The sequence below is a fragment of the Paraburkholderia lebeckiae genome (genome assembly GCF_014201005.1).
Lineage (GTDB): Bacteria > Pseudomonadota > Gammaproteobacteria > Burkholderiales > Burkholderiaceae > Paraburkholderia > Paraburkholderia tuberum.
In genome coordinates, this window is sequence record NZ_JACHDK010000016.1 from 12,593 (window position 1) to 35,753 (window position 23,161).

The 23,161-nt window shown below is 59.7% G+C and carries 27 protein-coding genes, 1 tRNA gene and 2 pseudogenes; 12 read left to right on the plus strand and 18 right to left on the minus strand.

Features of this window, described 5'->3' with window-relative positions:
- Positions 1-30: 30 nt before the first annotated feature.
- From HDG39_RS25050 to HDG39_RS25060, 3 genes are all read right to left on the minus strand, one after another.
- Positions 31-477 carry a very short patch repair endonuclease gene (locus HDG39_RS25050; protein ID WP_018419797.1) on the minus strand — a complete coding sequence of 149 codons (447 nt, stop codon included), beginning with the start codon at positions 475-477 and terminating at the stop codon, positions 31-33.
- A 30-nt stretch (positions 478-507) separates the two neighbouring features.
- Positions 508-1,800, minus strand: a complete 1,293-nt coding sequence (gene dcm / locus HDG39_RS25055; protein ID WP_184009505.1) for a DNA (cytosine-5-)-methyltransferase — start codon at positions 1,798-1,800, stop codon at positions 508-510.
- Positions 1,801-2,099: 299 nt separating this feature from the next.
- Entirely contained in the window at positions 2,100-2,426 is a 327-nt protein-coding gene (locus HDG39_RS25060) for a hypothetical protein (RefSeq protein WP_184009507.1), read from the minus strand.
- A 203-nt stretch (positions 2,427-2,629) separates the two neighbouring features.
- On the opposite strand from HDG39_RS25060, the gene HDG39_RS25065 reads away from it, so the two are divergent.
- The 5 genes from HDG39_RS25065 to HDG39_RS25085 all read left to right on the plus strand — a co-directional run bounded on the left by HDG39_RS25065 (position 2,630) and on the right by HDG39_RS25085 (position 5,634).
- Positions 2,630-2,821, plus strand: a complete 192-nt coding sequence (locus HDG39_RS25065) for a CsbD family protein (protein WP_184009509.1) — start codon at positions 2,630-2,632, stop codon at positions 2,819-2,821.
- Positions 2,822-3,052: 231 nt separating this feature from the next.
- On the plus strand, positions 3,053-3,274 hold the full coding sequence (locus tag HDG39_RS25070; RefSeq protein ID WP_184009511.1) for a hypothetical protein: 222 nt from the start codon (positions 3,053-3,055) through the stop codon (positions 3,272-3,274).
- 129 nt (positions 3,275-3,403) lie between these two features.
- Entirely contained in the window at positions 3,404-4,111 is a 708-nt protein-coding gene (locus HDG39_RS25075; protein WP_184009513.1) for a glutathione binding-like protein, read from the plus strand.
- Between the two features lie 128 nt (positions 4,112-4,239).
- Positions 4,240-4,716: an acyltransferase family protein gene (locus tag HDG39_RS25080; protein WP_184009515.1), complete on the plus strand. Its 477-nt coding sequence runs from the start codon at positions 4,240-4,242 to the stop codon at positions 4,714-4,716.
- A 78-nt stretch (positions 4,717-4,794) separates the two neighbouring features.
- Positions 4,795-5,634, plus strand: a complete 840-nt coding sequence (locus HDG39_RS25085; RefSeq protein WP_184009517.1) for a hypothetical protein — start codon at positions 4,795-4,797, stop codon at positions 5,632-5,634.
- 139 nt (positions 5,635-5,773) lie between these two features.
- On the opposite strand, the pseudogene HDG39_RS25090 reads toward HDG39_RS25085, so the two are convergent.
- The 10 genes and pseudogenes from HDG39_RS25090 to HDG39_RS25135 all read right to left on the minus strand — a co-directional run.
- A pseudogene (locus HDG39_RS25090) lies at positions 5,774-5,932 on the minus strand (magnesium and cobalt transport protein CorA); the annotation flags it as partial.
- 1,005 nt (positions 5,933-6,937) lie between these two features.
- Entirely contained in the window at positions 6,938-7,192 is a 255-nt protein-coding gene (locus HDG39_RS25095; protein ID WP_184009519.1) for a hypothetical protein, read from the minus strand.
- Between the two features lie 167 nt (positions 7,193-7,359).
- A complete protein-coding gene (locus HDG39_RS25100) occupies positions 7,360-8,979 on the minus strand; it encodes a methyl-accepting chemotaxis protein (RefSeq protein WP_184009697.1) in 1,620 nt (539 codons plus the stop codon).
- A 642-nt stretch (positions 8,980-9,621) separates the two neighbouring features.
- The gene (locus HDG39_RS25105) at positions 9,622-9,936 is read right to left on the minus strand and encodes a hypothetical protein (protein WP_184009521.1); all 315 of its coding nucleotides are present in this window, start codon (positions 9,934-9,936) and stop codon (positions 9,622-9,624) included.
- A 376-nt stretch (positions 9,937-10,312) separates the two neighbouring features.
- Positions 10,313-11,611, minus strand: a complete 1,299-nt coding sequence (locus tag HDG39_RS25110) for an EAL and HDOD domain-containing protein (RefSeq protein ID WP_184009523.1) — start codon at positions 11,609-11,611, stop codon at positions 10,313-10,315.
- Positions 11,612-12,025: 414 nt separating this feature from the next.
- The gene (locus tag HDG39_RS25115) at positions 12,026-13,717 is read right to left on the minus strand and encodes a methyl-accepting chemotaxis protein (RefSeq protein ID WP_184009525.1); all 1,692 of its coding nucleotides are present in this window, start codon (positions 13,715-13,717) and stop codon (positions 12,026-12,028) included.
- A 623-nt stretch (positions 13,718-14,340) separates the two neighbouring features.
- Positions 14,341-14,583: an aldo/keto reductase gene (locus tag HDG39_RS25120; RefSeq protein ID WP_260328249.1), complete on the minus strand. Its 243-nt coding sequence runs from the start codon at positions 14,581-14,583 to the stop codon at positions 14,341-14,343.
- A 56-nt stretch (positions 14,584-14,639) separates the two neighbouring features.
- Positions 14,640-14,825: pseudogene (locus HDG39_RS25125) on the minus strand (Arm DNA-binding domain-containing protein); the annotation flags it as partial.
- Between the two features lie 541 nt (positions 14,826-15,366).
- A complete protein-coding gene (locus HDG39_RS25130) occupies positions 15,367-15,975 on the minus strand; it encodes a hypothetical protein (RefSeq protein WP_184009529.1) in 609 nt (202 codons plus the stop codon).
- A gap of 59 nt (positions 15,976-16,034) precedes the next feature.
- Positions 16,035-16,406: a toxin-antitoxin system HicB family antitoxin gene (locus HDG39_RS25135; RefSeq protein ID WP_184009531.1), complete on the minus strand. Its 372-nt coding sequence runs from the start codon at positions 16,404-16,406 to the stop codon at positions 16,035-16,037.
- Positions 16,407-16,632: 226 nt separating this feature from the next.
- Here HDG39_RS25135 and HDG39_RS25140 point away from each other — a divergent pair, with 226 nt between their 5' ends.
- The 4 genes from HDG39_RS25140 (at position 16,633) to HDG39_RS25155 (ending at position 18,684) form a co-directional block, all read left to right on the plus strand.
- Positions 16,633-16,887 carry a hypothetical protein gene (locus HDG39_RS25140; RefSeq protein ID WP_184009533.1) on the plus strand — a complete coding sequence of 85 codons (255 nt, stop codon included), beginning with the start codon at positions 16,633-16,635 and terminating at the stop codon, positions 16,885-16,887.
- The gene (locus tag HDG39_RS25145; protein WP_184009535.1) at positions 16,877-17,206 is read left to right on the plus strand and encodes a hypothetical protein; all 330 of its coding nucleotides are present in this window, start codon (positions 16,877-16,879) and stop codon (positions 17,204-17,206) included. Before HDG39_RS25140 ends, HDG39_RS25145 begins: the two co-directional genes overlap by 11 nt.
- Before the next feature lie 146 nt (positions 17,207-17,352).
- Positions 17,353-18,027: a helix-turn-helix domain-containing protein gene (locus HDG39_RS25150; protein ID WP_184009537.1), complete on the plus strand. Its 675-nt coding sequence runs from the start codon at positions 17,353-17,355 to the stop codon at positions 18,025-18,027.
- A gap of 333 nt (positions 18,028-18,360) precedes the next feature.
- Complete coding sequence (locus tag HDG39_RS25155; protein WP_184009539.1) at positions 18,361-18,684, plus strand: hypothetical protein; 324 nt, start codon at positions 18,361-18,363, stop codon at positions 18,682-18,684.
- A gap of 97 nt (positions 18,685-18,781) precedes the next feature.
- Here HDG39_RS25155 and HDG39_RS25160 read toward each other — a convergent pair whose 3' ends face one another.
- The 3 genes from HDG39_RS25160 to HDG39_RS35230 form a co-directional block, all read right to left on the minus strand.
- Positions 18,782-19,117, minus strand: a complete 336-nt coding sequence (locus HDG39_RS25160; protein WP_184009541.1) for a YggL 50S ribosome-binding family protein — start codon at positions 19,115-19,117, stop codon at positions 18,782-18,784.
- Between the two features lie 101 nt (positions 19,118-19,218).
- Entirely contained in the window at positions 19,219-19,359 is a 141-nt protein-coding gene (locus HDG39_RS25165) for a hypothetical protein (RefSeq protein ID WP_184009549.1), read from the minus strand.
- A 69-nt stretch (positions 19,360-19,428) separates the two neighbouring features.
- Positions 19,429-19,644: a hypothetical protein gene (locus tag HDG39_RS35230; protein WP_260328250.1), complete on the minus strand. Its 216-nt coding sequence runs from the start codon at positions 19,642-19,644 to the stop codon at positions 19,429-19,431.
- A 406-nt stretch (positions 19,645-20,050) separates the two neighbouring features.
- Between HDG39_RS35230 and HDG39_RS25175 the strand changes: the two genes are divergently transcribed.
- Complete coding sequence (locus tag HDG39_RS25175) at positions 20,051-20,338, plus strand: hypothetical protein (RefSeq protein WP_184009553.1); 288 nt, start codon at positions 20,051-20,053, stop codon at positions 20,336-20,338.
- A 207-nt stretch (positions 20,339-20,545) separates the two neighbouring features.
- Entirely contained in the window at positions 20,546-21,442 is an 897-nt protein-coding gene (locus tag HDG39_RS25180; RefSeq protein WP_260328251.1) for a DUF5677 domain-containing protein, read from the plus strand.
- A 374-nt stretch (positions 21,443-21,816) separates the two neighbouring features.
- Here HDG39_RS25180 and HDG39_RS25185 read toward each other — a convergent pair.
- Both HDG39_RS25185 and HDG39_RS25190 read right to left on the minus strand, forming a co-directional pair.
- Positions 21,817-21,891 (minus strand) — tRNA-Arg (locus tag HDG39_RS25185).
- A 207-nt stretch (positions 21,892-22,098) separates the two neighbouring features.
- A complete protein-coding gene (locus tag HDG39_RS25190; RefSeq protein ID WP_184009557.1) occupies positions 22,099-22,290 on the minus strand; it encodes a rubredoxin in 192 nt (63 codons plus the stop codon).
- Between the two features lie 308 nt (positions 22,291-22,598).
- Here HDG39_RS25190 and HDG39_RS25195 point away from each other — a divergent pair, with 308 nt between their 5' ends.
- Positions 22,599-23,000 carry a DUF4399 domain-containing protein gene (locus tag HDG39_RS25195; protein WP_184009559.1) on the plus strand — a complete coding sequence of 134 codons (402 nt, stop codon included), beginning with the start codon at positions 22,599-22,601 and terminating at the stop codon, positions 22,998-23,000.
- Positions 23,001-23,161: the final 161 nt, after the last annotated feature.

A 23,161-nucleotide genomic window follows, 5' to 3' on the forward strand; every position in this document is an offset into this window, starting at 1 on the left:
CGCGCGAGCAGGGCAGGTCGCGCGCGGTTTTCAGCCGCGTTCCTCCAACTCCGGCGCGTCGCTTCCGATCCACGCGACGAGCCGCTCGATCACGCCCGCGATATCGCAATTCGCGCCTCGCAAAGCGCATTCCCACACGACCGCGACGCGCCAACCGCTCGCGAGCAGCGCGGCGCGCACCTTGTCGTCGTTGCTGCGATTGCGGCCGATCTTGTCGCGCCAGAAGTCGGGCCGCGTCTGCGGCCATTTGAACAGATGACAGTCGTGGCCATGCCAGAAGCAGCCATGCACGAGCACCACCGCGCGATAGCGCGGCAGCACGATGTCGGGGCGGCCGGGCAGATCGCGCGCGTCGAGCCGGAAGCGCAGGCCCCGCCGATGCAGCAGGCTACGGATCAGGATTTCCGGCTTGGTATTGCGGCCGCGAATGCCGGACATCATCCGGCTGCGCGTCGCACTATCGACGATATCGACCATCGTCAGCGGGCCAACGGGTCGCGCGGCCGCTCACGCGTAGAGCGGCAGGGAAAGTTTCGACGCATCGCGGGTCGGGTGGGCAAGCAGGGTTTGCACATGCGGCAGCATGATACGCGCCACTTCGCGCATCACCGGCATCACGACGCTATTGCCGAACTGCCGGTAGGCCTGCGTATCGCTGACCGGAATCCTGAAGGTGTCGGGAAAGCCCATCAGTCGCGCGCATTCGCGCGGCGTCAGGCGACGCGGGCGCAGCGCTTCGCCCTGATAGACGAGAATTTCGGAGCCGTCCTTGTGATAGCGCGCCGACAGCGTGCGCGTCACGCTGTCCGGATAGGCCATGCCGAAACCGAAGCCGTTGCCCGCCGCACGATGCTTGGCCGCGTAGTTTTGTAGATACGCCCATAGCTTCGGGGTGAGCGTGTACTTCGGCTGCACGCGTCGCGCGGCGTGTTCGAAGAAGCGGTCGTGGTCCCACGGCAGTACCGGTTCCGTGCCGTCCGTGCGATGCAGGATCGCGCCGAGCCGCGGACCATGTTCGGGCAGGCGCAGGTCGTCCCACGTGAACCTGGTCTTGCCGCGAAAGCCCACCAAGATGATGCGCTCGCGATGCTGAGGCGTGAAATGCTGGCCATCGATCACGCGGTAGTGCACCTCGTAGCCGAGCTCGTCGCGCAGCGTTTGCAGGATCACGTCGAAGGTGCGGCCCTTGTCGTGCGACAGCAGGTTCTTTACGTTTTCGAGCAGGAACGCGGCGGGGCGCTTCGCGGCGATGATGCGCGCGACGTCGAAAAACAGCGTGCCTTGGGTCGTGCATTCGAAGCCGTGCGGCCGGCCAAGCGCGTTTTTCTTGCTGACGCCGGCGATCGAAAACGGCTGGCACGGAAAGCCGCCGAGCAGCACGTCGTGGCTCGGCATGTCCTCGGCGGGAAACGTGACGATGTCACCGATCAGCGCGTGCGCGCCGCCGCTCGCGGAGTTGTCGCCGTGGTTCTCGCGATAAGTCCGCGTCGAGAACTCGTTCCACTCGCTGGTGAACACGCATTCGCCGCCGTGCGCCTCGAAGCCCATGCGAATGCCGCCGATACCCGCGAACAGATCGATGAAGCGGAAGCGCGCCGCGTCGCCCGCGTGTTGCGCCTCACGCGCGCCTTGCCGCAGCAGATCGCGCAACGCGGGTTCCAGCATCGCGGGACAGGCCGTTTCACCTTTTTCCCAGCGACGCACCGTCTTGATGTCCTTGCCGACATGGGCTGCGATTTCGCGTTGGGTGAAACGGGCGCGCGCCTGCTTGAGCAGGTCGAACGGGGCGGCGAGGGTCACGTGGCGTCCTTGCTGGGAATTTTTGCGGACATTATGACCTAAGGTCGTCCCCTTTCCCTATTGTCGGCGCCGACTGATCAGGAATTTTTCGCGATACGTCGCGCCGCTGCATTTGTCTGCGGCGAAACATGCCTGTCACGAATGCGGATATACGTTTGTCCTGTGACGCTGGTTTCCGGCGTTGCGATGTGTGTTGGCGGCCGCGATCTCGTTCCCGGCCGCTTTTTTGCGGCGCGCAAGACGAGCCGCGTGCCGGCCTGGCGCGACGCGTGCGGGTGCAGCGGGTGGGGCGGCTGCGGTCAGGCCGACTTTACCTTCTTCACCGGGTCAGCCGGCTCGAATCGCGAGGTCGGCGCGGGCGCGAAGCGTTCCCATTCGGGCAGCGGCATCGAGGCCAGCCGATCGAGTTGCAGCAGCAGGCTGTCGACTTTGTCCGATTGGGCGGTAGAAAGCTGGCCGCTGTCGACCAGCGCGGTCAGTCGCTTGCGCCAATAGGTGGCTGGCAGGATCGGACCGCCGAAATCGCCGCGCAGCGATACGTGCATCACCCGCGCGATGTGCGCGATGTCGTGGTCGATCAACGCAGCTTGCGATGATCCCGAAATCGTAGTCTCTGTGCGGTCCATGACTCCTCCCTGAACGGATTTACGGCGGTGCGCGGTGAGACTTTAGGCCTTTTGATAAAAAATTTGCCCGATCGCGCGTCGGCATTCGTCGGTGCCGCGGCCCCGCGCGCGGAGCAGTTCGCGGGAACAGCCGTTGCTGCTTCCCACACACCGGCGGAATAGCGCGCCGGCATCTCTGTCGACTACGCATATGGGAGCCGAGCATGAACAAGGATCAAGTGAAGGGCGTTGGCGAGCAGGTCAAGGGCAAGGTCAACAAGGCCGTCGGCAAGGCCACGAACGACCCTGCGAAGGAAGTCAAGGGCGACCTGCAGCAGGGCGCCGGCAAGGTGCAGAAGGCCTATGGCGATGCGAAGGAAGACGCCAGGGACGATGCAAAGCGCGGCCGTCACTGAGAACCCGTTCGGTGCAGGTTGCCGTAACGGCGGAGGCGTCGCGATCGTCGCGGCGTCTTTGTTTTTTGTACGGCGTAGGTCGGACACGACGCGTCCGATTTCACAAGATGGGTCGCGGCTGACGTTGGCGCGGCGGCCGGCCTGGGAGTAACCCGTGATCGCGATCATCGGCATTCCGCACGCGCTGCGAGCCCTTTAGACTTGGCGCAATCCCATCAGGAGGTCGCGCCCATGACACCCGCAAAGATACTTTCGATGTTCGAACGGCAGTATTTGGAAGGCAAGGCGCCGCCGGATCTCGAAGCGACCTGCGCGAACTTCGCGACGTGGCTCGCGGCCGCGTGGGAACTGCTCGACGGCACCGAAAAGACGCTGCTGCTGACCGTCGGCGTGGCGCTGTGGCGCGAGGGCTTCAACGTGCGCGCGGGTACGGCGACGAAGGACTTGTGGTGAACCGCCGATCGCGAGCGGCGCTGTTGCCGCAGCGTTTGTAAGGTCTTCACGCGGCCTCGCACGCGTTGTGGCGAGTCGGTTTATATTGGGCGGTCTTGCAATTTCTGTCCGATAGGGCGACCCGAATCCATGACCGATTTATCCGCTTTCGCGATCACGAAGAAATGGCCGGCCGAGCATCCGGACCGGATTCAGCTCTATTCGCTGCCGACGCCCAATGGCGTAAAAATCTCGATCATGCTCGAGGAAACCGGCTTGCCGTACGAGCCACATCTGGTGCGCTTCGATACCAACGATCAGATGACGCCGGCGTTTCTGTCGTTGAACCCGAACAACAAGATTCCGGCGATCCTCGATCCGAACGGTCCCGACGGCAAACCGCTGCCGCTGTTCGAATCGGGCGCGATCCTGATTTATCTCGCCGACAAAAGCGGCCGGCTGATCCCGCAGGACGCCGCCGGGCGCTACGAGACGATCCAGTGGGTGATGTTCCAGATGGGCGGCATCGGTCCGATGTTCGGCCAGGTCGGCTTCTTCCACAAATTCGCCGGCAGGGAGTACGAGGACAAGCGTCCGCGCGATCGCTACATCGCCGAATCGAAGCGGCTGCTCGGCGTGCTGGAGCAGCGCCTGGAAGGACGCACATGGGTGATGGGCGATCAGTATTCGATCGCCGATATCGCGATCTTCCCGTGGGTGCGCAATCTGGTCGGCTTCTATGAGGCGGGAGAACTGGTCGGCATTCAGGACTTCCCGAACGTGCGGCGCGTGCTGGCGGCGTTCGTCGAGCGTCCGGCGGTGGTGCGCGGCCTGAATATTCCGCAGCGGCCGGCTTGATGGCCTGAGCGTTTCGCGAGCTTGACCGCTCGGCCGGGCGGGCGCGAATCGGACGCGCCCGGCCACGCGGCATCGTGCGACGCTCTGCGCTACCATGTCCCGTGACGCACTTTGCCGGATCGAAGGGCGTGACAGGTATCAGGAAGTATCGATCAATTCAGGCGTTGCGCGCGCTCGCCGCGCTTGGCGTCGTCGCGTTTCATACCGACGGCATCGTCGCCGCGCATGGCTGGCTCGTCCATGTTTTTCCGCGCGTGTCGCGCTATGGCGAAATCGGCGTCGACGTCTTCTTCGTGATCTTCGGCTTCGTGATGGCGCTGGTGACTCGGGGTTTGCCGTCGGGAATCCAGTCGGCGCGCTCGTTCATTTGCTCCCGCATCGCGCGGGTCGTGCCGCTCTACTGGATTCTCACCGCGTTGTTTATCGCGCTCGTCGCGCTCGTCTCGTTCGTGCCGGGCGTTCCCGAAGCGTTCTGTCATGCGCGCGTGAGCGCCTGGCATGCGCTGTCGTCGTTTCTGTTTCTACCGTCGATGAGCTGGACCGGCATGGCCGCGCCCGTGCTGGGCGTCGGCTGGACGTTGAACTACGAGATGTATAACCTTTGAGGTGAGTAAAGTTCTTACCGGCTTATCGGGCGAGTTTCGCGCGACAGCGCCGATGCGACCGGACGAAAAGGTGAAGCAATGAGCGCCGTTACATTGTTCGCGTGGTCCGTTCCGGCGTATTTCCAGGATTCCGTGGTCGACCATACATGGGTGACGACCTACGACAGCCGCGTGAAGATTTACCCAGCGCTGGCGGACGTCCTGATCGCTCGCGAGCACTATTGGTACAGTTGGGGCAGCTTCCACGCCCGAGGTGGGACGCCTGTCAGTGCGGATGGTTTTTTGGCTTCCGGCGCGGCAAATCTGCTTTATGCTAGTTGTCTATGTAAGCCCGATGTGGACTCGAACATCGATCCGGCCGCCCGTGGAACGATATTCAGCTATGGTCGCGATGGTGTATGCCATCAGCTGTCAAATCAGATTCTTTGGGGGACCGGCAGCGGTGGAGCAGTTCCGGTTACGATCCGCATGTGCAGGGGCTACTGGTTGAGCATCGCGATCTTCGGAACATACGGCAGGCAGCATGCTGCATGGGCGAGCAAGAAGATTCAGTGCTCGACACCAAGCGGGAGTAAAGCCATGAAGCCAGGACATCAGGAATCCGATGTCGATGATTTTCAGGAGCATCTTCAGGCGACTTTGAAGGGTCCCGACGCGGATGCGAAGATCAAGTCGTTGATGAATCATCGACGCGTATTTATGGTGCGGGTCGAGCGTTTGCAAAATGCCCCGCAGGGCAGCGATGTACCGTCCGCCTCGGAGCTGAACCAGGCCTATTCGTCTTTTCTCCACGACGCTGCTGACATTCTGGGTCCCGAGGACTTCGAGCGAGTTTTTGGTGAACGCCCAAAGGACCAGATGAACGTTGTCGATCCTTCGATATACGAGCAAAGTGTCCGTCGGCCGATGCAAAAATAATGGAGCCGTTGGACTGGCGTCGTCTCAAACGCGTTTCGCGATCACAGTCGTCGAACTCGCAATGTCGAGATTCTTTTTTGCGCTTAGCTGCTTCACAAACGATCGATCCAGCAACATCGGCGGTCCTTGCATGCGGGTAGGTGTGCGTTTCTGCTTCCTCGATAAAGTCTTGCAGCACGGCGTCGATGGAGCCACGTGGAACGTTTTTCAGCGCGGCCATCGCGGAACTGATTTTCTGCACCTCCCGTGGGCCGAGGAACCGGAAGGCTTCGGCCGCCTCGTCTTCGCCGAGCGACATCATCAACAACGCGGCCTTGTGAATTCCGTCAGGGTTCATCGCCTCTCCCACGATTCTGGAACGGCTGGAATAGTGGTCCGCCCTTGGCTGCGAGCATTCATGTGTAGTCCGACCTTCGTGCAATTGCGACACCCGTGGCGCTACTCGTCTGCCCCGACCGGCCAGTGTCTACTCGAAGTACTCGGAGGCGCTGGCAGTGACCCTCGGGTTCCCCAGGGAACCTATGGCCAGGGATTCGCCGGTCACGGGCGGGGCGGGCTATCCGGCCCAGCGAGGCACTAAACCCAGACATGAGTCGCGCTTGATCCTTGTTCAGGTTCGGTGAGTGGGGAAGAGATTCAGACATTCGTAAACCTCGCGCCCAAGCCGGGCTATTTCGCGCCACACCGCGGTCGGGCAGCCCTGAGTGGAGGCGTGGCGGTCAAGAAGTTTCGCGCACGTTTCTGCCAGTTCGCGCAGTAGCGCACTGGCCTGGGTTTCACTCCCGGGCAACAGTTGGCTCGTGATCACGTTCGCCTGCCGGGTCGCCCGATACAAGGCCTTCCATTGGGCGTCAAGAACATCCAGCCCGTGAGCACCGCGCTGTGCGGCTGCGCTCGAAACGATGTAGAGCTCCTTGAGTGCCGTTATTACGGCCGGCACGCTAGTTACGCAATTTTCACCACATACCGGTGGAGCGGGCGACCTCACCATGGCCTCGATCGTCGTCGCATGCACGGCCGGGCTACCGGCATCACGCTCCTGGTTGCCGCAATTGCACGGAGCGCCGGGAAACGCCAGGCATTAAAAGCGTTTGCGGCTAGTTGCAAGTTCGGCATCGAAAGTGTTCATCGCGAGATTGTGATCACAACTGCAGGCGGATACTCTGTCGAGATGGCTTCGGCAGCCAGTGTCCGCGTTCCCCGTTGTTACCGCGTGTACCGCAAAGGTCCCCAACTCACGACGGAGGTCGCTAAAGGGCACCACTGCATTCAGAAGACGTCTCGACTGTCGGGCAATTTTCTTTCAATCGCCCGATTCACCTGAACGACCAAGGAGGTCGAGCAGCGCGAGTAGGCGCTGCCTGTCCTGCACAGTGAGGGGAGTGCGTGCCAGCAAGCGTTCGATCTGCATTGTCCAATAGTCGCGACGAATAAGCCGCGGACGCCAGATCAGGACATTCAGCGCTTTCTCCAGTTGTCCAATCTCGGTCTTCACCACGTTCATGTGAACTCCCTCCGACGCCTGCACAGTCTGATTGCCAAACAGGTCCTGGGTCACGCCAGAACCACCTGGTTCGCCTCGTTGTCCGGTGAATTGCCGCCCCCGGGTTGACCTTCTCTCGTGTCAGATATCCGCCTGTGGCGCGACAGTACTACCAGTACGTTGCGAAGAACCATATCAGCGCGCCGACGCCGGCCACCACAAAGAGCCAACGCACGATGGGTCTAAGCGAACGCGACATGGACCCTCTCCATTGCTCCGCGGCGATGATCCGCGTTACTTTCACCACGATCGGCGGCCTCCAGCCGGAATGCCTCGACGATGTGCGCCAGGCCGCTAGCCTGTCCGCTAAGTGAATGAGCGGCTGCCGCTGCCTGCTCAACGAGCGCCGCGTTCTGCTGAGTTATTGAGTCCATCTGGGAAATCGCTTTGCCGACCTGCTGGATGCCCGCGCTTTGTTCGTTCGAGGCCGCCGCTATCTCGTGGACGATCGCGTCGACGCGCTTGACAGCACCAACAATTTCCCGAATGGCAGTTCCGGTTTCAGCAACCAGCGCAGAGCCGCTCTCGACTCGGTTGACCGATTCCCCGATCAGAGCCTTCACATCCTTGGCTGCGGCCGCTGCGCGCAGGGCAAGGCTTCGCACTTCGCTTGCCACGACGGCAAACCCGCGCCCCTGTTCGCCGGCCCGCGCGGCTTCGACCGCTGCGTTCAGGGCGAGGATGTTTGTCTGGAACGCGATACCTTCGATGACGCTGACGATCTCTGCGATCCTGGCCGATGAGTTCGAGATTTCCTGCATAGTCCCGATCACCCTCTCGACCAGTTCGCCTCCCCGGCCGGCAATGTCTGATGCCGTGCTTGCCATCTCGTTGGCGTGGAGCGCATTGTCTGCATTGTTTGTCACCATGGACGTCATCTGTTCCATGCTCGATGCCGTTTCCTGAAGTGACGCGACCTGCTCCTCCGTACGCTGGGAAAGGTCGCTGTTGCCGGCGGCGATTTCCTTTGTCGCTGAGGCGATGGATTCGGTGGAACCTCTGATCGCACCGACGGTGCGGGCAAGCTGCGCGCGCATCGCTTCGATCGTAGATAGCAGGCTGTCTGAACTCGCACCGCTGGTATTGACCGGGACGCTCAGATCGAAGCTTGCAATGCGGCGCGCGGCTTCTGCTGCAGAAGCCGGCTCGCCACCGGGTGAGCGTTGCAACCCTCGATTAATCACGATAACGAGGACTGACAGCGCCACTGCAACAGCGGCCAGGACGGACCCGGACTCGATAAGGGACCGGTAGAACGCGGTATCAATGTCGTCTATGTAGACGCCATTCAGAAAAGTCCAGCCCCACGGCTTGAAGGTCGCGACGCGCGTAAGCTTCGGAATCGGTCGGTCCTCGCCCGGACGTGGCCACACATAGCGGAAAAAACCGGCGCCGGCTGCTTTAGCGATATTGACCGCATCGCGATATAGCAGCGTGCCGTTGGCATCCTTGAAATCGCCAAGCGCCCGACCCACCAGTTCAGGTTTGAACGGGTGCATCAACATCCTCGGTTCATCGGTCATGACGGTGTAATAGCCGTCCTTGCCGAAGCGCATGGCCTTGATGCGCTCGATTGCTTCCTTTTGCGCGGCGTCACGCGTGAGCACCCCGTGCAGCACCAGGTCGGCATTGTGACGAACCAGGCCGACCACATTGTCGGCGTTGTTCGCCAGGTCGTTCTCGCGTTCTTCGATTCGCACCTGATGCAATGACCACGCGTCAAACCCTGTCATTGCGGTCAGACAGGCAAGGCTCAAGAGCAACGGCAACCAAAGCTTCTGCGCAAACGTTAGCCTATCCATGTTCTTTTTGACCGCCGGGGACGTATTAAATGGACATTGCAGATGTTTACGGACGGAAAAGGTGAACGGAATATAGGTGTACACCCTGGTTTTATCCGTGCGAATTGGCGACGAAGACAATGCAATTATTCGTGCCTCTCAGGTTCTGGCATGGCCCTCGGAATCGTCAGAACCTTCCGGCCGACGTAATTCTGTCGGTTTTTTTTCGTGCGCCCGGCAGGGCGCCGTACTTGGAGGTGAGAGTCCTCTACACACCCGGCGAGCGGAATTGTTAGCCGAATGGCAAGGGTGTCGCGGACGACCGCGAATCTGGAGGAAGCTGAAGGTAAAGCGCTGGCCTGACGAACAAGAAGCGGATATGAGGCGGCGTAGCGGGATGAGGTGTCGAATATCACTAAAGCCGACTACTTGCAGGGAACGCTACGACGTAGATCCGACGAGCATAAGCGTGACGGTGGGTGCGTAATACCCGGGGAGATCTGCATGCGTGCCTTGTGCTGCCGGCATCGAGAGGCGTCACCCAGCGCGACTCCGGCAAGGCTCAGTTATCCGTTGCGGCGGGACTCCCGCTGTCAGCAGGCCGCGAAGAACCGTATCAGTGCAAGGGCTTCGGCGACCACAAAAAGCCAACGCAAAATGAGGCTAAGAGATGTCGACATGCTCGATGCGTGCGCTCGTTTCGCGTGTTCGGATCGGCTCGGCAGCCGTCCACAGCGACCAGCCGCTTTGTCCATCTGACTCGGCTACACGCAAGGCGCGCGATCCGTCCGGGAATGTCAGGCATTCAACGCGAAGGCATCGGTCTGCGGCGGAATCGTCCGCGCCGATATTGCCGCCTTGATACTTGAAATGCAGGTTGCCTTCCTGCAAGAGGTTCAGCGGTGGCCGGTCACCGGGGGACGCGCGCTTAAGGTCCCACCGGTTCAGGAGCGTCGCGGCAATTTCGGCGTCGAACATGTTGGTCTTTTCTCAGCATGAACCCAATAACAACGTGTCACGTTACGGCTTGTATTCCGTGATCACGATCGGATGGTGGTGATCGACCGGACGCGTGTCGGCGAGGAAGACTCCCGCCCGCCAGGTCGACCTTCTGGAACCGGCACCCAGGCCGTTCGATGCAGTCGGCGCAACAACCAGACGTCATATCCGGTGATCGCGGTCAAACAGGCGAAGCGCGAGAGTAATGACAACCACAGTTGTACGCAAACGTTTGCTTTCATCCCCGCTTCCCGACCAATGCGTCGTTGCATGCAGGGCGGTATTACGGCGTCCCTTCTCGATATTTTATTGGTACAAACCCTATGTCGACCCGGCGTGCGTTAAGTACGGCTGTTCAGGGACTGTGGACGTCACGCACATGGTCGTCATGCCAGGCGGCCGCAGCGAGCCCGAGCGCGGTCAGGTCGCATGCGGTAATGACAGGCAGCGCATCACACGCCGCGCGGATCGCGTTGAGTTCGCCAGATTCGGCTGCCTCGGCAGCGTTCAGCAACAGACCTAACTGGCCGCCCTTTTCGAGCAGGGCCCGCCGAATACTGGCGTGAATCGGCAGCGTCGGCACAACGTCTTCAAGCGCACCGCCGAACAGGACATGGACCAGCGAGAAGACGCCCGTGATGAACGCCGTATCGGCAAATCGCTCGTCACCGGGACGCAGCCGGCCGGCGACAAGTTCCATGAAACGCGCGCGCGTGCCGCACAGTTGCACGAGGGGATCCCAGCGCAGTGCCAACAGACTCTCATCTGCGAAGAGCAACAACTGCGCCCAGCGCGTGATCTGTCGCGTGCCGACTACCATGATCGCCGCGCGCAGTGAGGAAATCGTGTGGTCAAGCCCGAATGCACTCGAATTGAGTAAGCGCAACAACTGCATCACGAGGTGCGGATTCAGCTTGAGTTCGGCTTCGAGCTCGGCAATCTCCGGTTCCTCGCTCAACAGCACCAGCAGGCGCAACAGTGCTTCACGCGATGGCCTGATACGCTGCGATGTCAGCGTCTGCGGCTTCGCAAAGTAGTAGCCCTGAAACAGTTCGAAGCCGGCGCGCATGGCGGCGTCATGGTCTTCCGGTGTTTCAACCTTTTCCGCAAGCAATAATTTCCCATGCTGCCTGACGACGCCGACGAGTTCAGCAAGGTGTTTGCGCGAGCAATCGAGGAAGTCGATCTTGACGATATCGACGCATGGCAGAAATTCGACCAGCCGAGGGGATGGTTGCGAAACATCGTCCAGCGCAAGGCGGAAACCAACGCGCCGCAGTTCCTGGCAGCGCCTGAACAGTGCATCGTCGAACGTGACAGTTTCGAGGATCTCCAACACGAAACGCTCTGGCGGCAACAACCGGACAATGTCGGACATCAACACCGACCGCTCGACGTTCACGTAGCCGGCGCGATCGCCCAGCGCAGTACTGAGACCGACATCGCCGACGAGTCGCGCGATGACCTGGGCCGTGGCGGTTGCATCATCCGTGATCTGCGCGAAATTGCCGGCCTGCGCGCGGAAGAGCAATTCGAACGCAGTCAATGTTCCGTTGCGATCGAGAATCGGCTGGCGGCCGAGATAGACGTATTCGGGCGTGACCGCTTCGTTGTCCGATACCGATCGACCGTCGGTAAGACCTGGCGAGCGCATTTTTGTCCTGCTCTGTTGATAAATCAGCCGGTGCTGACTGTGGAGTGCTGATTGCCTGATCCTGACCTTCGCTCCATCGCCAAGGAAATGACCGGCGAAGCAGTCGCATTACCCAGCCAAGTGGATCAGGTTGGAGACCAGTTCCGCGTCGGCGACGGCTTCAGTTGCAACCAGGATGGCTGTGTGCTTCGGTTTCAGATCGGGGACGTGCATTCCGTTCAATTTTTCAGGGGGTGTAGCGCCTACGTGGTCAGCAGGCCAATAGCCGCTATTGACTCGACTATGTTCGCCGGCGGGTGCCCGGCCAACCTCATCTCGGCCTCGCGGAGTGCCCGCCCGCGCGTCCACAAAGCGAGTATCGACTTCACTGTTCAGCAAGCGCGCGGGTGGGCGCCCGGCGATGCCGTGCTCAGTTCAGAACGTTTCCCATTCGGCGTGTACCGCCGCCCGCTGCGGTCCGTCGGCCGTGTACTCGACACGCGCCTGGGACATTTTTGGCGCCCCACGGCGCGCAGCCAGTGCAGGCGCTTCCGTCCTCGGCTTCACCACCGGGGAGATGCCGAGCGGCGCTTCATCGCGAAGGCGGAAGGTCGCGACAGCCGTACTTAACGCACCGGCCTGATGTTCAAGCGATTGCGCCGCTGCTGCTGCTTCCTCCACGAGCGCCGCGTTCTGCTGTGTGACTTCGTCCATCTGCGTCACCGCGCGCGCCACCTGTTCGATACCGCTGCTCTGCTCTGCGGATGCTGCCGCGATCTCGCCCATGATGTCGGTCACGCGCTGCACTGCGCCGATAATTTCAGTCATCGTGCGGCCCGCCTCATCGACTAGCGAGGTACCCGACTGAACGCGTTCGACCGAATTGTCGATGAGCTGCTTGATTTCTTTCGCGGCCGCCGACGAGCGCTGGGCGAGCGAGCGCACTTCGCCCGCAACGACCGCAAAGCCGCGCCCTTCCTCGCCGGCGCGCGCCGCTTCCACGGCCGCGTTCAGCGCGAGAATGTTCGTCTGGAACGCAATGCCTTCGATGATCGTGATGATGTCTGCAATTTTTGCTGAGCTCTGATTGATCTCGCCCATCGTTTCAACTACCTGCGAAACGACGCGGCTACCCTTGTCCGCGATTTCCGACGCATTCGCGGCAAGCGAGCTGGCCTGGCGCGCGTTGTCAGCATTCTGCTTCACGGTGCCGGTCAGTTCATCCATGCTTGACGACGTTTGCTGCAGCGCGGACGCCTGCTCTTCCGTGCGCGACGACAGCTCGATATTGCCCGCCGCGATCTGCCTCGTGGCCGAGGCGATTGATTCGCTGCCTGAGCGTACCGTGCGCACCGTATTGACGAGGCTTGTCTGCATCTTCGAGAGGCCGCGAAGCAACTGACCCATTTCATCGTTCGAAGTCACGATGACGTCGCGGCGAAGGTCGCCCGAGGCAATCGCATCAAATTGGGCCAGCGCGGTATCGAGCGGACGTGCGATCTTCCGACGCAATGAGAACCACGAGTAGCCCGCTGCGGCCAACCCCAGCAAAACGGCCGAAATGCCGAGCGCGCGGAATTGGTTGAAAGTCGCCTGACCCTCGTCGTACGCCGTTTTGGCAGCCTCGAACTGGAATTTGCGCAACTCGACGCCCGACTTGGCAAACTGATTGAACGCGACCTGCATGGCATTCGCAGCAGCAATGATTCTGTCGTGGTCGTTGGAGCGTACCTCAGCGTAGCTCTCGTCCAGCAGCTTTTGTAGTGCGAGCCGCTGGCGATTGAAGGTATCAGCCAGTTGCTTTTCGCCCGGGCCTTGCGGCAATGCCGCATACGTCGCCCAGGCCTCGTCCGAGATCTTGCGCATCAGCGCACCGCGGCCGATTGCCTCTTCCGCGGCGGGCGTGCCGGCGTTCATCGCGGCGCGATCGAAACTCAGGCGTTCGCGTGCCATGAACATCTCGGCGTTTCCGACTGACACCGCGCTCGGCATCTCGTTTGTGAAGAGATCGTAGGTCGTGAAGTTCGAGCGACTCATGCCGATCAGGCCGACAGTGCCGATTGCCACGAGAAGCGCGCTCAAGAATGCCATGGCCAGCGCCAGGCGGCCTTTTATCGTCGAAAACATGTTGTCCCCAAGGTACCGCACCGCGTAACGCGCAATAGCAGGCGGCGATGTGGCGCCTGCTGCGCGGGCCGAACATCAGTATCGAACCTACCTACATAACGACAGCGGGACGATCGACTTTAGGGAACGTTTAATGCGCAAAAAGTAAATTCTGCTGGGACAAATGAGGAGGGTATCCCCGCTTCGATCAGCACGACGAGTGCTTCGGCAACCTAACTGAAGACCGCAAGATCATCGCGACAAACTGTGAATTTCCTATTTTCAGGGACGAACGCTGGCACTTACGCGCCAAAAGCCGACGTTTGTCTTGCAATCTTGAAGCACTGGTCAAGTCTGCCGCTCGCCGAGGTCGGTACCAACTGTTCGTCGTCGTACTTTGACCGGCCGGCCGGCCAGACGGACTATGCGAATTAGCGTTGATCCTTGAACCCGACTGAGATCAATAGCGTCCGACCGCTCGATTACGCGTGAGACCGTAGTAGTTCGGAAACGGTTGTTGCTGCGGTGTGACGACGAAGGGCTGTTCAGGGTCGCCCCATGCCTTTCGCATATCTGCTGCGGTTAGCGATCCTGCGAGGCCGGCGCCGGCCTGGGTTCGGCCAGTTTCAGCCGCTCGCAGTGAATTAGCGCTCCGATGGCCGCTTCTCACTGTCCAGCTCGGCGAGAAGAGTCGATGCATAACGCTCCCCCGCCGCAGCGCCTTTCGGTATGACGCGCTCTATTTCCAAGAGGTCATCATCCGCGAGCGGAAGGCTAACTGAACCGAGAGCCTCGGCAAGTCTCGCACGCGTGCGGGCGCCCACCAGCGGCACAACGTCCGCACCCTGCGCTGCCACCCACGCAATCGCTAGTTGCGCGACCGTCATACCTTTGCGGTCTGCCACATTGCGCAGGGCTTCGACCAGGGCCAGATTGTGCGAAACGGGGAAACACCGAACGCGGCGCGCTTCTCCTTGCCATCAAACCGGTACTTCATGCGCCAGTAACGAGAGCCGTTGGGCATCACTTCCAAGTAGAGGCCTTTGCCGTCGGCCAGCCTGTACGGTTTCTCGGAGGGCTTGGCCTTGCGGATTTGTATGTCCGTGAGCGGGACGGCGGGTTTTGCCATCTGTTGGGGGATCGGCAATGGGGGCATTTGCCGGTTGCCCCAAAAATGCCCCTAATCGCACTGGTTTCAATTGGGGGATGATGGCAGCAAAAAAGCCCCGTCGCGCAAGGCAGAGCGGGGCTTTTGCGGTAACGTTGGGAGATGCTGGGTTCCAAGATGGTCCCCCAGACAGAATTCATACGTCAAGGATGGATGCGCGTTTCGGCCGATATTCCGATTTTTATACCCCCACCAGTACCCCTAAAAACCGTTTCCTGAGGAAATACGGGTGCGATTCCATTGAAAGTCGGCGGTGTCCGCCCATCAACCTTATGCAGTGGGGCTTTCATTGGGGGTGGCGGCGTCAGTCCACCATAGAGTCCACCAAACGCGAAAATGGACCGCCCGGCTCTGCAGGGTCGTGATTCAGAAGCTTCCCGTAGTGTTGTTGAACCTCGTCTTTGGCTACCTCATTGGCGCCATAAGACCGGATTGTCGCGGCCGGTGAAGATCGTCATAGCTAGTAGGGATTGTGATGTTAGCTTCGTCAAACCAAGACACCTTATTGGGCTATTCGCGCGCCCGGAATTGCCCGAAATATCTCAATTGCATTCCGCGGCACCAGAAAAGTTACTTGGAAGAATTCACAGTTCTCAACAGTACAATTTTGAAAAACGGTGATACCCGTGATTTCTATGTTTTCTGGAAGAGGCAAGATATGGCCAGCGTGATTAAAGTTATTGTGCTCGAACGTCCCTCCTAGCAAAGCGACGGATCCCGGACCGACAAATTTGCATCTACGAAAATGCTTGTTCCTGTGCAGTTGCTGCCCCGGAAGATACAACGAGCGCATTTCGATCACGGAATCCGCAAAATCAGTCGCAAGCGGATTTATGCGGTCAGATTTCGCGGCCATGGCGGTCGCCAAGACCGTTTGCGCATTGGCGAGCTGCGCGCCACGCGCGAAATAAAAGGTCAGCGCAATAGCGAGCGCACACAGAATTGCGCTAGCAAAAACAAAGAGCAGACCCAGCGCGTGAACGTAGCTTGAGCCTTTGGCGAGTACGCCGGCGGTCGTCCCGCCGCCAAGGATGATGATCCATGTGAACATCTTCCAGGCAAATTCGAGATTGCCTACTGAAGCTTTGATTTTTTCAAAGATCGTCGCCATATTTTTTCGAGCCGGACAACTCGACCGTATAAAGCAACCGGTAATCGCTTTGTGCGAAGTTATCGATGCGCGCGCGCGGTTGCGATTAGCTCACGCGCAAACTCTACCTCACGTTTTAAGGCAGCCGCCTCACTTCCCTGCTTGACGCGCGTCATCGCGAAGGCGACTTCCTGCAAAACATCATCTGCCCGATCAAGAACGGTCCACACGGCATCAAGCTGCTTGCGTAGTCCGTCAACGGCCATCACATCACGCCGCTCGATTTCTCCGAGCAATCTTGCGACCGTATCCGACCTCGGATTGTTTTGCAATCTAACCAGCATCTCGGCATTCAAAGTGAGCCCAGCCGCCTCCGCCGCTCGCTCGAGTTCCGCGTGCAACGCCGGCGGGATGCGTACTGAGGTTTTGATGGGTTCGAGGTCTTGGGGCATGGGCCGGATTCTACGGTTGCCAGATATTTGGCGCCAGAACATCGATGCGTGCCGCCAAATTGACGCCGTAAACACCGCCTAATCGGAGCCTAGAGTAGCCCTGCAACATTGATAATGTGTCTGGCGGAAAGAGAGCCGCTCAACAAGCTGAGAAGAATGATGGATTGGCGAGAAGAAGTATTGGATAGGGCCATGGCGACGCATCGGCAACGTTTCGAGGTGCGCCATGGATAAGCGGATTGCCACTCACAGCGCCGCGCTGAACACCGGCCGCGACGTTGCGACATGCGCTATCGAGGGCTTCCCGCGCCTTGAAAAGCTGCTGAAGGCGATCGAGCGTTTCGCCGCCTTGGCCGGCGTGGACGATCTCGGCACATTGGCCAAAGAAGGCGCGTTTATCGCCGACAACTACGCGAATCTCGTTGACTGCGATGCAGAGCAATTTCGGGACGCTGCCGAGGAGATCGCACATGGCCAATGAAGCCACTCGTTCAACTGTAGCCGAGCAACTGGACGTCAAGGAGATCGTCTTTGCGATGGACACCGCCACGGGCTTGTTTGCCTACGCAAACACGTCTTTCAGCGATCTGGCCGCACCGTTCGAAGCGATTCAAGATTCAGCCGGGCGAGGTACCGATTCGCTGACGAGCAGACTCGCGTCGCTTGGCCGGAATCTGTGCGACTCCCTCGAAAACGATTTCAGCAACTACCAAGACGACTATCAGGCCCGCACTGAGTGCTATTCGGCCGCGCTGATGGGTGTTCCATGTCCGCTGCCCAGACAACGCAAAGCAAATTAGGTAGGACCACATATCACCCCTAGGGTGATTCCTCTCAAACAGTAGCCCCTTGAGGGCTATTGTTCTAACGTTCAATCCGCTTTAGCATCCCGCGGATGGAAAAAAACGACCGCCCCGATAGCTCTTTCGCACGACTTATCTCTCCGATGATCGATCAACTTCGGCGCATTGCACGTGGCACCCGGGGCGAACAGTCCCTCGATGATTTGAAAGCGGAAGCTTGGATCGCTGCGCAGGATGTTCGCAGCGAGATCGGAGAGGCCATCGAGCCGGAGGACGAGCGCCTACAGACTGCCGTGCTGTCAAAACTGCGAAAAGCATTTGGCAAGTTCGTGAACCGGAAGATGCGGTTCGCCGTGCAGCTCGATCACGAGCAGTCGGGCGACGACGGCGATTTTTTGCCAAATTCCGTCGGCGCTCGTCTGGCCGCGCCGGATGTCTATGAGCCCGAGATCGCAATAGAACGTGCCGAGGAGCTCGCGGCACAAGAGCGTGGTCTTGCCGAGCGATTTACCGAGGCGGTCGCCTATCTCCGAACGTTGAATCACTTCGACCATGATCGGCAGACGATCGCGAAATACATGGCGATCACGGCCAGCACGCTCGAGAAGAGGCTGCGTCGCGCGGAGAGCGTTGCAGAATCTCAACCGTCAATGTTCGATCACGTCGAGGCGGTACCAATCGACTTCGTGCCGCAGCCTGGGTGCTTCAGGCCAAGAAGCATCAGAAAGAGCAAGGTATTTAGAAGCATGTGTCCCGTGATTCGGCCGTGGCAATGCAACTTATTTTCTGTCTGGGCCACGGTGTTCGCTAGACGATAGCTACCGAGCCAGTTCCCGCTTAGCCGCCTCCTCTGCCAGTCCCATGGCTTCAGCCTCGGTTTTGACTGGCCGCCCCGCGTCCCGCCCAACAACCTGACGAAGGACTTGCGTCCCCCGCTTTATGGTTATTCGGACATAGCCTTTAAACATGCCACCGGGCGCCGGCTGAACACAGGCTTCGACCGTCTTATCGCCCTTCGATTCATGGAATGCCATAACAGTCTCCTCGGGTCGGTTGTGAGCCGATCCTATCATGAGCGAACCGCGACGTTGGCAACCGCGTTGTCAAACGTGGAGAGTAACCTGGGCGCATCGAACAACGGGAATCTGATCGTGACAGACATCGCAAATGGAAAGCGGGTTAGCGCGACCGAGGCGGCCGAGATCCTCAGTGTGCCGCGGTACGCAATCAGCCGCATTGACCGGGGCGGCGAGATCATAAAGCGCTACAAGCTGGGTCACAAGACACATGTGTATGACCGTGACTCGCTCTATGCGTACCTCGATGCCTGCTTGGTAAGGCCTACCCCACTGCCTGACGTAGAGTCGAACGCGTCCGTGCACGCGCGGATCTGTATTTCGAGCCCCGAGAGTAAGCCATCCGACCTGCGAAAATTTCTTGAAAAGTTTGAGGAGTTTAAGCGGAAGGAAGAGTAGCTGTGGTTAATGAGTCCAACCCGAGCCACCACCCCGAAGAGGTCACTCCGAATGGGGACTCCGCGTAACCCTTTGGTCGGCCGCCTTGGCGCTGTTGTTATGGCGATGCATACCACGCGTCGATCATCTCGCCCACCACCGCATCAGTCACGCAGTTTTGCGTAGACAGCCAGGAATGCACCGCGGATCGTTGGCCTTCGGTCGTCGATCCACGTGGCGCGTCCGAAACGATAAAGGCGTCGAAATCAGTGCTCGTCGAGACGGCCGCCAGCATTCCGTTTTCTTCGATGAAGGCGATGAATGTTTCGAGCACTACCTCGCGCTGTGCGGGCGAGGTATCCGGCAGAAAGCGCGCAGAGGCGGAGAAGGCCATCTCTTGGAATTCCCCGATGTGCAGCTTCTTGCGTTGACGGCGGTTGTGCTTCTTGCTCATAAGGTCTCCGTGTGCATCGCCGAAATGGAAGACTGCTTTAGATGTGAGGCGCCAAAACAAAAACCCGCCACTGGCGGGTCGTTGATCTCGAGGCTTGCGAATTATTTCTTCTTCGGCTTTGCTGCCGCCGGCTTCTTCGCTTGTGACAGATCGGATCCGGCAACCGACTTTTGGGCCGGCGTGCTCTTCTTATTGGACAGCTGTTTGCTTGCTAGTGACGCGTCTTTCTTTCCCGTAGCCATAAACACCTCGTGCTGATGATTGGTTTTGCACTGCGCACCTAATGTAGGATGAAAAGGCCCCCTCGGCGACTAGCGTTTACCCGCCAGCGCGGCACCCAGAATTTCAATGCCGTGACCTTGCCATTCCATGGCCGGATGATCCTTTACCGACATTCCTTCGCTATGACGATTCTGACGAACGATGAACTGATTTTGCTGACTGGCGGTTTGAAGCAGGGTGCTGCGCAGATTCGATGGATCGAGCGCGAGCTGGGTTTCAAACCGCCGCGCAAGGTTGATGGCCATCCGATGATCACCTGGGAGCAAGTGAACGGAAAACCGAGAGAGCGGCGAAGGGTTGAGCCAAAGTGGAAGGTTGCTCTCTAAGAGGGGGCACGCTCCCAAGTCTGTCAAACTCCGCGCGAGCTCGGCCAGGTCGGCAGGCATGTCACACTACGCAAGTGCTTACCATCGCTAACGCCTTACGAAACACTTCTCGCATTCGAACGCTGCCGCAAGGTTCGGATGTCCGAAACAATAGCGTTTATATCGCCGATCGGCTGGCCGTAGGTGTGAGGCTATGGATGATGGTGCTGGCTTTGCGGTGAAGCACGCCGACGAAATCAAGACCCGATGTCTCCAATAGGTGCTGGGGGCGCAGTAGAATGACCTCGGCAAGGTAGCCCTTTCCCTTACAGGAGAACGCCGAGACATGAAGACGAAGCTACTTCCCGTCGGCACGCTCGTCGTTGCCATACAGAACGTCGGTCCGGTACGCCAAGGACAACCCGGTGTCGTCACCGGAATAGTTGAACAGCGCTTCTGGTTCCGGAAGCGTCCCTGCTACCTCTGTACGTTCTTTGGAAATTTGCCTGTCGCGATGAGGCCCTCCGAAGTCGATGACTTCGATCACGGCTTTTCAAGAGAACAACTGGAGGCGCCGTTCAACCCAACCCTTTCTGTCGCGGAACAAATGAAAAAAATCCGCCTCCTCAAGTGACGAAATCTTCCTGTCGTGATCGTGTCGCCGAAAGAGTACGCAGATTGGCTATCTTGCACGACACCTTGGACGAAGTGCGCTTCGTTCCCTGCCCTGTGTCCTGTCGACACAATGCACGCTCAGGCATACCCGTTTCAACCAGAAAGCCAGTCGCAAAGCAGACGGGCGATGAGCAACATCTAGAGTGCGCCAACACCGTCTTCAACTATGACTACGGACATTAAGTTTCCCCCGGCACCGCCGATCACTGACGAGGACTGGCCTGCGTGCCACGCCTCCGGAGACTATTGCCCCATTCTCTTCGAGTGGTACAAATTCATCGGAGCGGCATGCGCGTTCATAGCACACATTCAGGCAGATTCCCCCGCGGTCGGACGATGCAACAGCGTTCATTATGCGATCTTGATCGGGCTACTAAACCGGTGTGCGCGCTTGATGCTGTCGAATATTTCTCTTTCTCATGAAGGTCGCTTTGGAGAAACGACTGCAATCGTTGATCGCTGCATCTTCGAATCATGCGTAAAGGTGTCTTGGCTTTGCAAAGACCAAGGCAATGGTGAGCGCTTCGCTCGCTACATAGCTGACGGCCTGCAGTCAGAACTGGAACTGATGCAGTCTATTGATCGAGCGGTCTCATCGCGAGGCGGAGTGCTTGCCATCGAGAAGCGCATGCTTGATTCCATCGGGACGCACATTCGCCGTTCAGGCTTAACGGAAACTGAAATCTCTGACGCGAGGAAACTGCCCAGCCTCGCGGCCATGCTCGAGGAGATCGGTCAAGACAGGTTGCTTTACGTCGTCGGACAGCGCCTAGGTTCGCATCACGTTCACGGGACTTGGTCTAGCCTTCTATTGCACTATCTAGACCACGACGACAGTGGTCTGTTCCGGCCTCGTGGGCACGATTGCAGCACCCACGTTAATCAATACATGCTTGTTCCGCTACTCGTGCTCAACGCGATGACAAGCTTCGTCGAGTTCGTCATCGCCGACGAGGATGACCGATTGCCACTGGTGCAACTGTTCGATTCGATCCGCGAAGAACTTGAACGGATTTTCAAAGTGGTATCTGCGGGAGACGACGATCTCGTAGGGGAAGCCTAGCGGCCTCCGAGACGGATTAGGCGCCGCACCGCTCGGCTGTGGCGTCCGTGCCAAACGGTCGCGCGAGCAACGGAATGGCCGGTTGGAGCTCGGCGGGCAAGACCGGATCCGAGCCGACCCTTGCCGTCCGCAAGGCGATAGGGCTGCTCGGCCGGCTTGGCCTTGCGGACTTGCAGCTCGGTCAACGGTGCGATCTGCTTGGGCATGGAGTTGGGGGTATCCGCTTTGGGGGTGTCGAGGGGTATCCCCACCGATACCCCAAAAAAATCTGGTTTGTATTGGGCAACCGTAGGCAATGATGGCAGCAAAAAGCCCCGCAGCGCAAGGCATACGGGGCTTTTATGGGCGATCTTGGGAGTAGCCGGGAAGCTATCTGGTCCCCCTGACAGGAATCGAACCTGTATCTAGCGCTTAGGAGGCACTTGTTCTATCCATTGAACTACAGGGAGAGGACCGAGCCGGACAGATCGGCGAGCGCAGAGTATATCAAACCGGCGCGGACAAAAGGAGAGCCAAGCCAGCAGCCGCCCGCGGCCTCGCACAAATCCCGCAAAAACAAACGGCCCCGCAGACATCGCCTGCCGGGCCGCGCAAACTACCTTCGCATCTGGCGAAGCGCACGCAACCGCGCGCATCGCCCCAACGTCATTTCACTGTCAAAACTCCACCACCGCGAACTCCGCCTTGCCCACGTCGCACAGCGGGCAGCGCCAGTCTTCCGGAATGTCGGCGAAACGCGTGCCCGGTGCGATACCTTCTTCGGGCAGACCGTCTTCCTCGTTGTAGATCCAACCGCAAATCAGGCAGACCCAGCTCTTGAATTCCGTCACTTCGATTACTTCGCTCACGACACGCTCTCTCGTTCAATGCAATGGCCGGCTTGCTCTGCCCCTTTATGGGGCGGCGCGGCGACCCGCAATATTACCGGAATTTGTCAAATCAGCCGCAGACGACCGATGCGGCGCCGGCCCAACGCCTCTGCGGCGAGCCCGGGCTCGCGCGACTGGCCTCGTCACACAAGCCGTGTACGCTGTGACCTGCAAGCTATTTGATTGGACAGATGTGGCGCTCGCCTCGCACGTATTGCGACGATCGGTCTCGGGCGAGGCCGCTGGCGGCGCCGCATCGCCGGGTTTCGTTTCCAAAGGAGAAAACGATGTTTAAAAACAGATGGTTGGTCGGCGTCGCGGTGGCTGGGCTACTCGCCGGGTCAGGTGTGGCGCAGGCGGCGGGCGTGAGCTTCGTGCAACCGGCGGACGGCGCGACCGTCACCAATCCGGTGCACGTCGTGTTTGGCCTCGACGGCATGAAGATCGCGCCTGCCGGCACGCTGACGGACGGCACCGGGCATCATCACCTGCTGATCGACGGCAAGCCGCTGCCGAAGGGCGAGGTCGTCCCCGCGACCGACAAGTCGCTGCACTTCGGCAAAGGCCAGACCGAAACCGATCTGACGCTGCCGCCGGGCGACCATACGCTGACGCTGCAATTCGGCGACGGCGCGCATCGCTCGTATGGGCCGGAGATGAGCAAGACGATCACGGTGCACGTCAAGTAAGCAACTGTTCGAAAGGCCGGCCCGGCGCGCGCGTCGCCGGCCCGCGCCGATTGCGTTGCACGCTGTGTTGCGCGCTTCATCGCACGGATGTTCCCGTCCGGCATACCTGCGACCGGCCCCGCGCCCGGTACAATGAGCAGTTCCGACTCATCGCTGTCTTC

Bases quoted from the DNA above. Each gene is read 5' to 3' on its own strand.
- HDG39_RS25140 (WP_184009533.1), top strand. From the start codon at position 16,633: ATGGATAAGCGGATTGCCACTCACAGCGCCGCGCTGAACACCGGCCGC.
- HDG39_RS25085 (WP_184009517.1), top strand. From the start codon at position 4,795: ATGAGCGCCGTTACATTGTTCGCGTGGTCCGTTCCGGCGTATTTCCAG.
- HDG39_RS25150 (WP_184009537.1), top strand. From the start codon at position 17,353: ATGATCGATCAACTTCGGCGCATTGCACGTGGCACCCGGGGCGAACAG.
- HDG39_RS25060 (WP_184009507.1), bottom strand. From the start codon at position 2,426: ATGGACCGCACAGAGACTACGATTTCGGGATCATCGCAAGCTGCGTTG.
- HDG39_RS25100 (WP_184009697.1), bottom strand. From the start codon at position 8,979: ATGGATAGGCTAACGTTTGCGCAGAAGCTTTGGTTGCCGTTGCTCTTG.
- HDG39_RS25175 (WP_184009553.1), top strand. From the start codon at position 20,051: ATGAAGACGAAGCTACTTCCCGTCGGCACGCTCGTCGTTGCCATACAG.
- HDG39_RS25180 (WP_260328251.1), top strand. From the start codon at position 20,546: ATGACTACGGACATTAAGTTTCCCCCGGCACCGCCGATCACTGACGAG.
- HDG39_RS25070 (WP_184009511.1), top strand. From the start codon at position 3,053: ATGACACCCGCAAAGATACTTTCGATGTTCGAACGGCAGTATTTGGAA.
- HDG39_RS25075 (WP_184009513.1), top strand. From the start codon at position 3,404: ATGACCGATTTATCCGCTTTCGCGATCACGAAGAAATGGCCGGCCGAG.
- HDG39_RS25115 (WP_184009525.1), bottom strand. From the start codon at position 13,717: ATGTTTTCGACGATAAAAGGCCGCCTGGCGCTGGCCATGGCATTCTTG.
- HDG39_RS25160 (WP_184009541.1), bottom strand. From the start codon at position 19,117: ATGAGCAAGAAGCACAACCGCCGTCAACGCAAGAAGCTGCACATCGGG.
- HDG39_RS25120 (WP_260328249.1), bottom strand. From the start codon at position 14,583: ATGACGGTCGCGCAACTAGCGATTGCGTGGGTGGCAGCGCAGGGTGCG.
- HDG39_RS35230 (WP_260328250.1), bottom strand. From the start codon at position 19,644: ATGGCCATCAACCTTGCGCGGCGGTTTGAAACCCAGCTCGCGCTCGAT.
- HDG39_RS25165 (WP_184009549.1), bottom strand. From the start codon at position 19,359: ATGGCTACGGGAAAGAAAGACGCGTCACTAGCAAGCAAACAGCTGTCC.
- HDG39_RS25135 (WP_184009531.1), bottom strand. From the start codon at position 16,406: ATGCCCCAAGACCTCGAACCCATCAAAACCTCAGTACGCATCCCGCCG.
- HDG39_RS25110 (WP_184009523.1), bottom strand. From the start codon at position 11,611: ATGCGCTCGCCAGGTCTTACCGACGGTCGATCGGTATCGGACAACGAA.
- HDG39_RS25065 (WP_184009509.1), top strand. From the start codon at position 2,630: ATGAACAAGGATCAAGTGAAGGGCGTTGGCGAGCAGGTCAAGGGCAAG.
- HDG39_RS25050 (WP_018419797.1), bottom strand. From the start codon at position 477: ATGGTCGATATCGTCGATAGTGCGACGCGCAGCCGGATGATGTCCGGC.
- HDG39_RS25195 (WP_184009559.1), top strand. From the start codon at position 22,599: ATGTTTAAAAACAGATGGTTGGTCGGCGTCGCGGTGGCTGGGCTACTC.
- HDG39_RS25105 (WP_184009521.1), bottom strand. From the start codon at position 9,936: ATGTTCGACGCCGAAATTGCCGCGACGCTCCTGAACCGGTGGGACCTT.
- HDG39_RS25145 (WP_184009535.1), top strand. From the start codon at position 16,877: ATGGCCAATGAAGCCACTCGTTCAACTGTAGCCGAGCAACTGGACGTC.
- HDG39_RS25130 (WP_184009529.1), bottom strand. From the start codon at position 15,975: ATGGCGACGATCTTTGAAAAAATCAAAGCTTCAGTAGGCAATCTCGAA.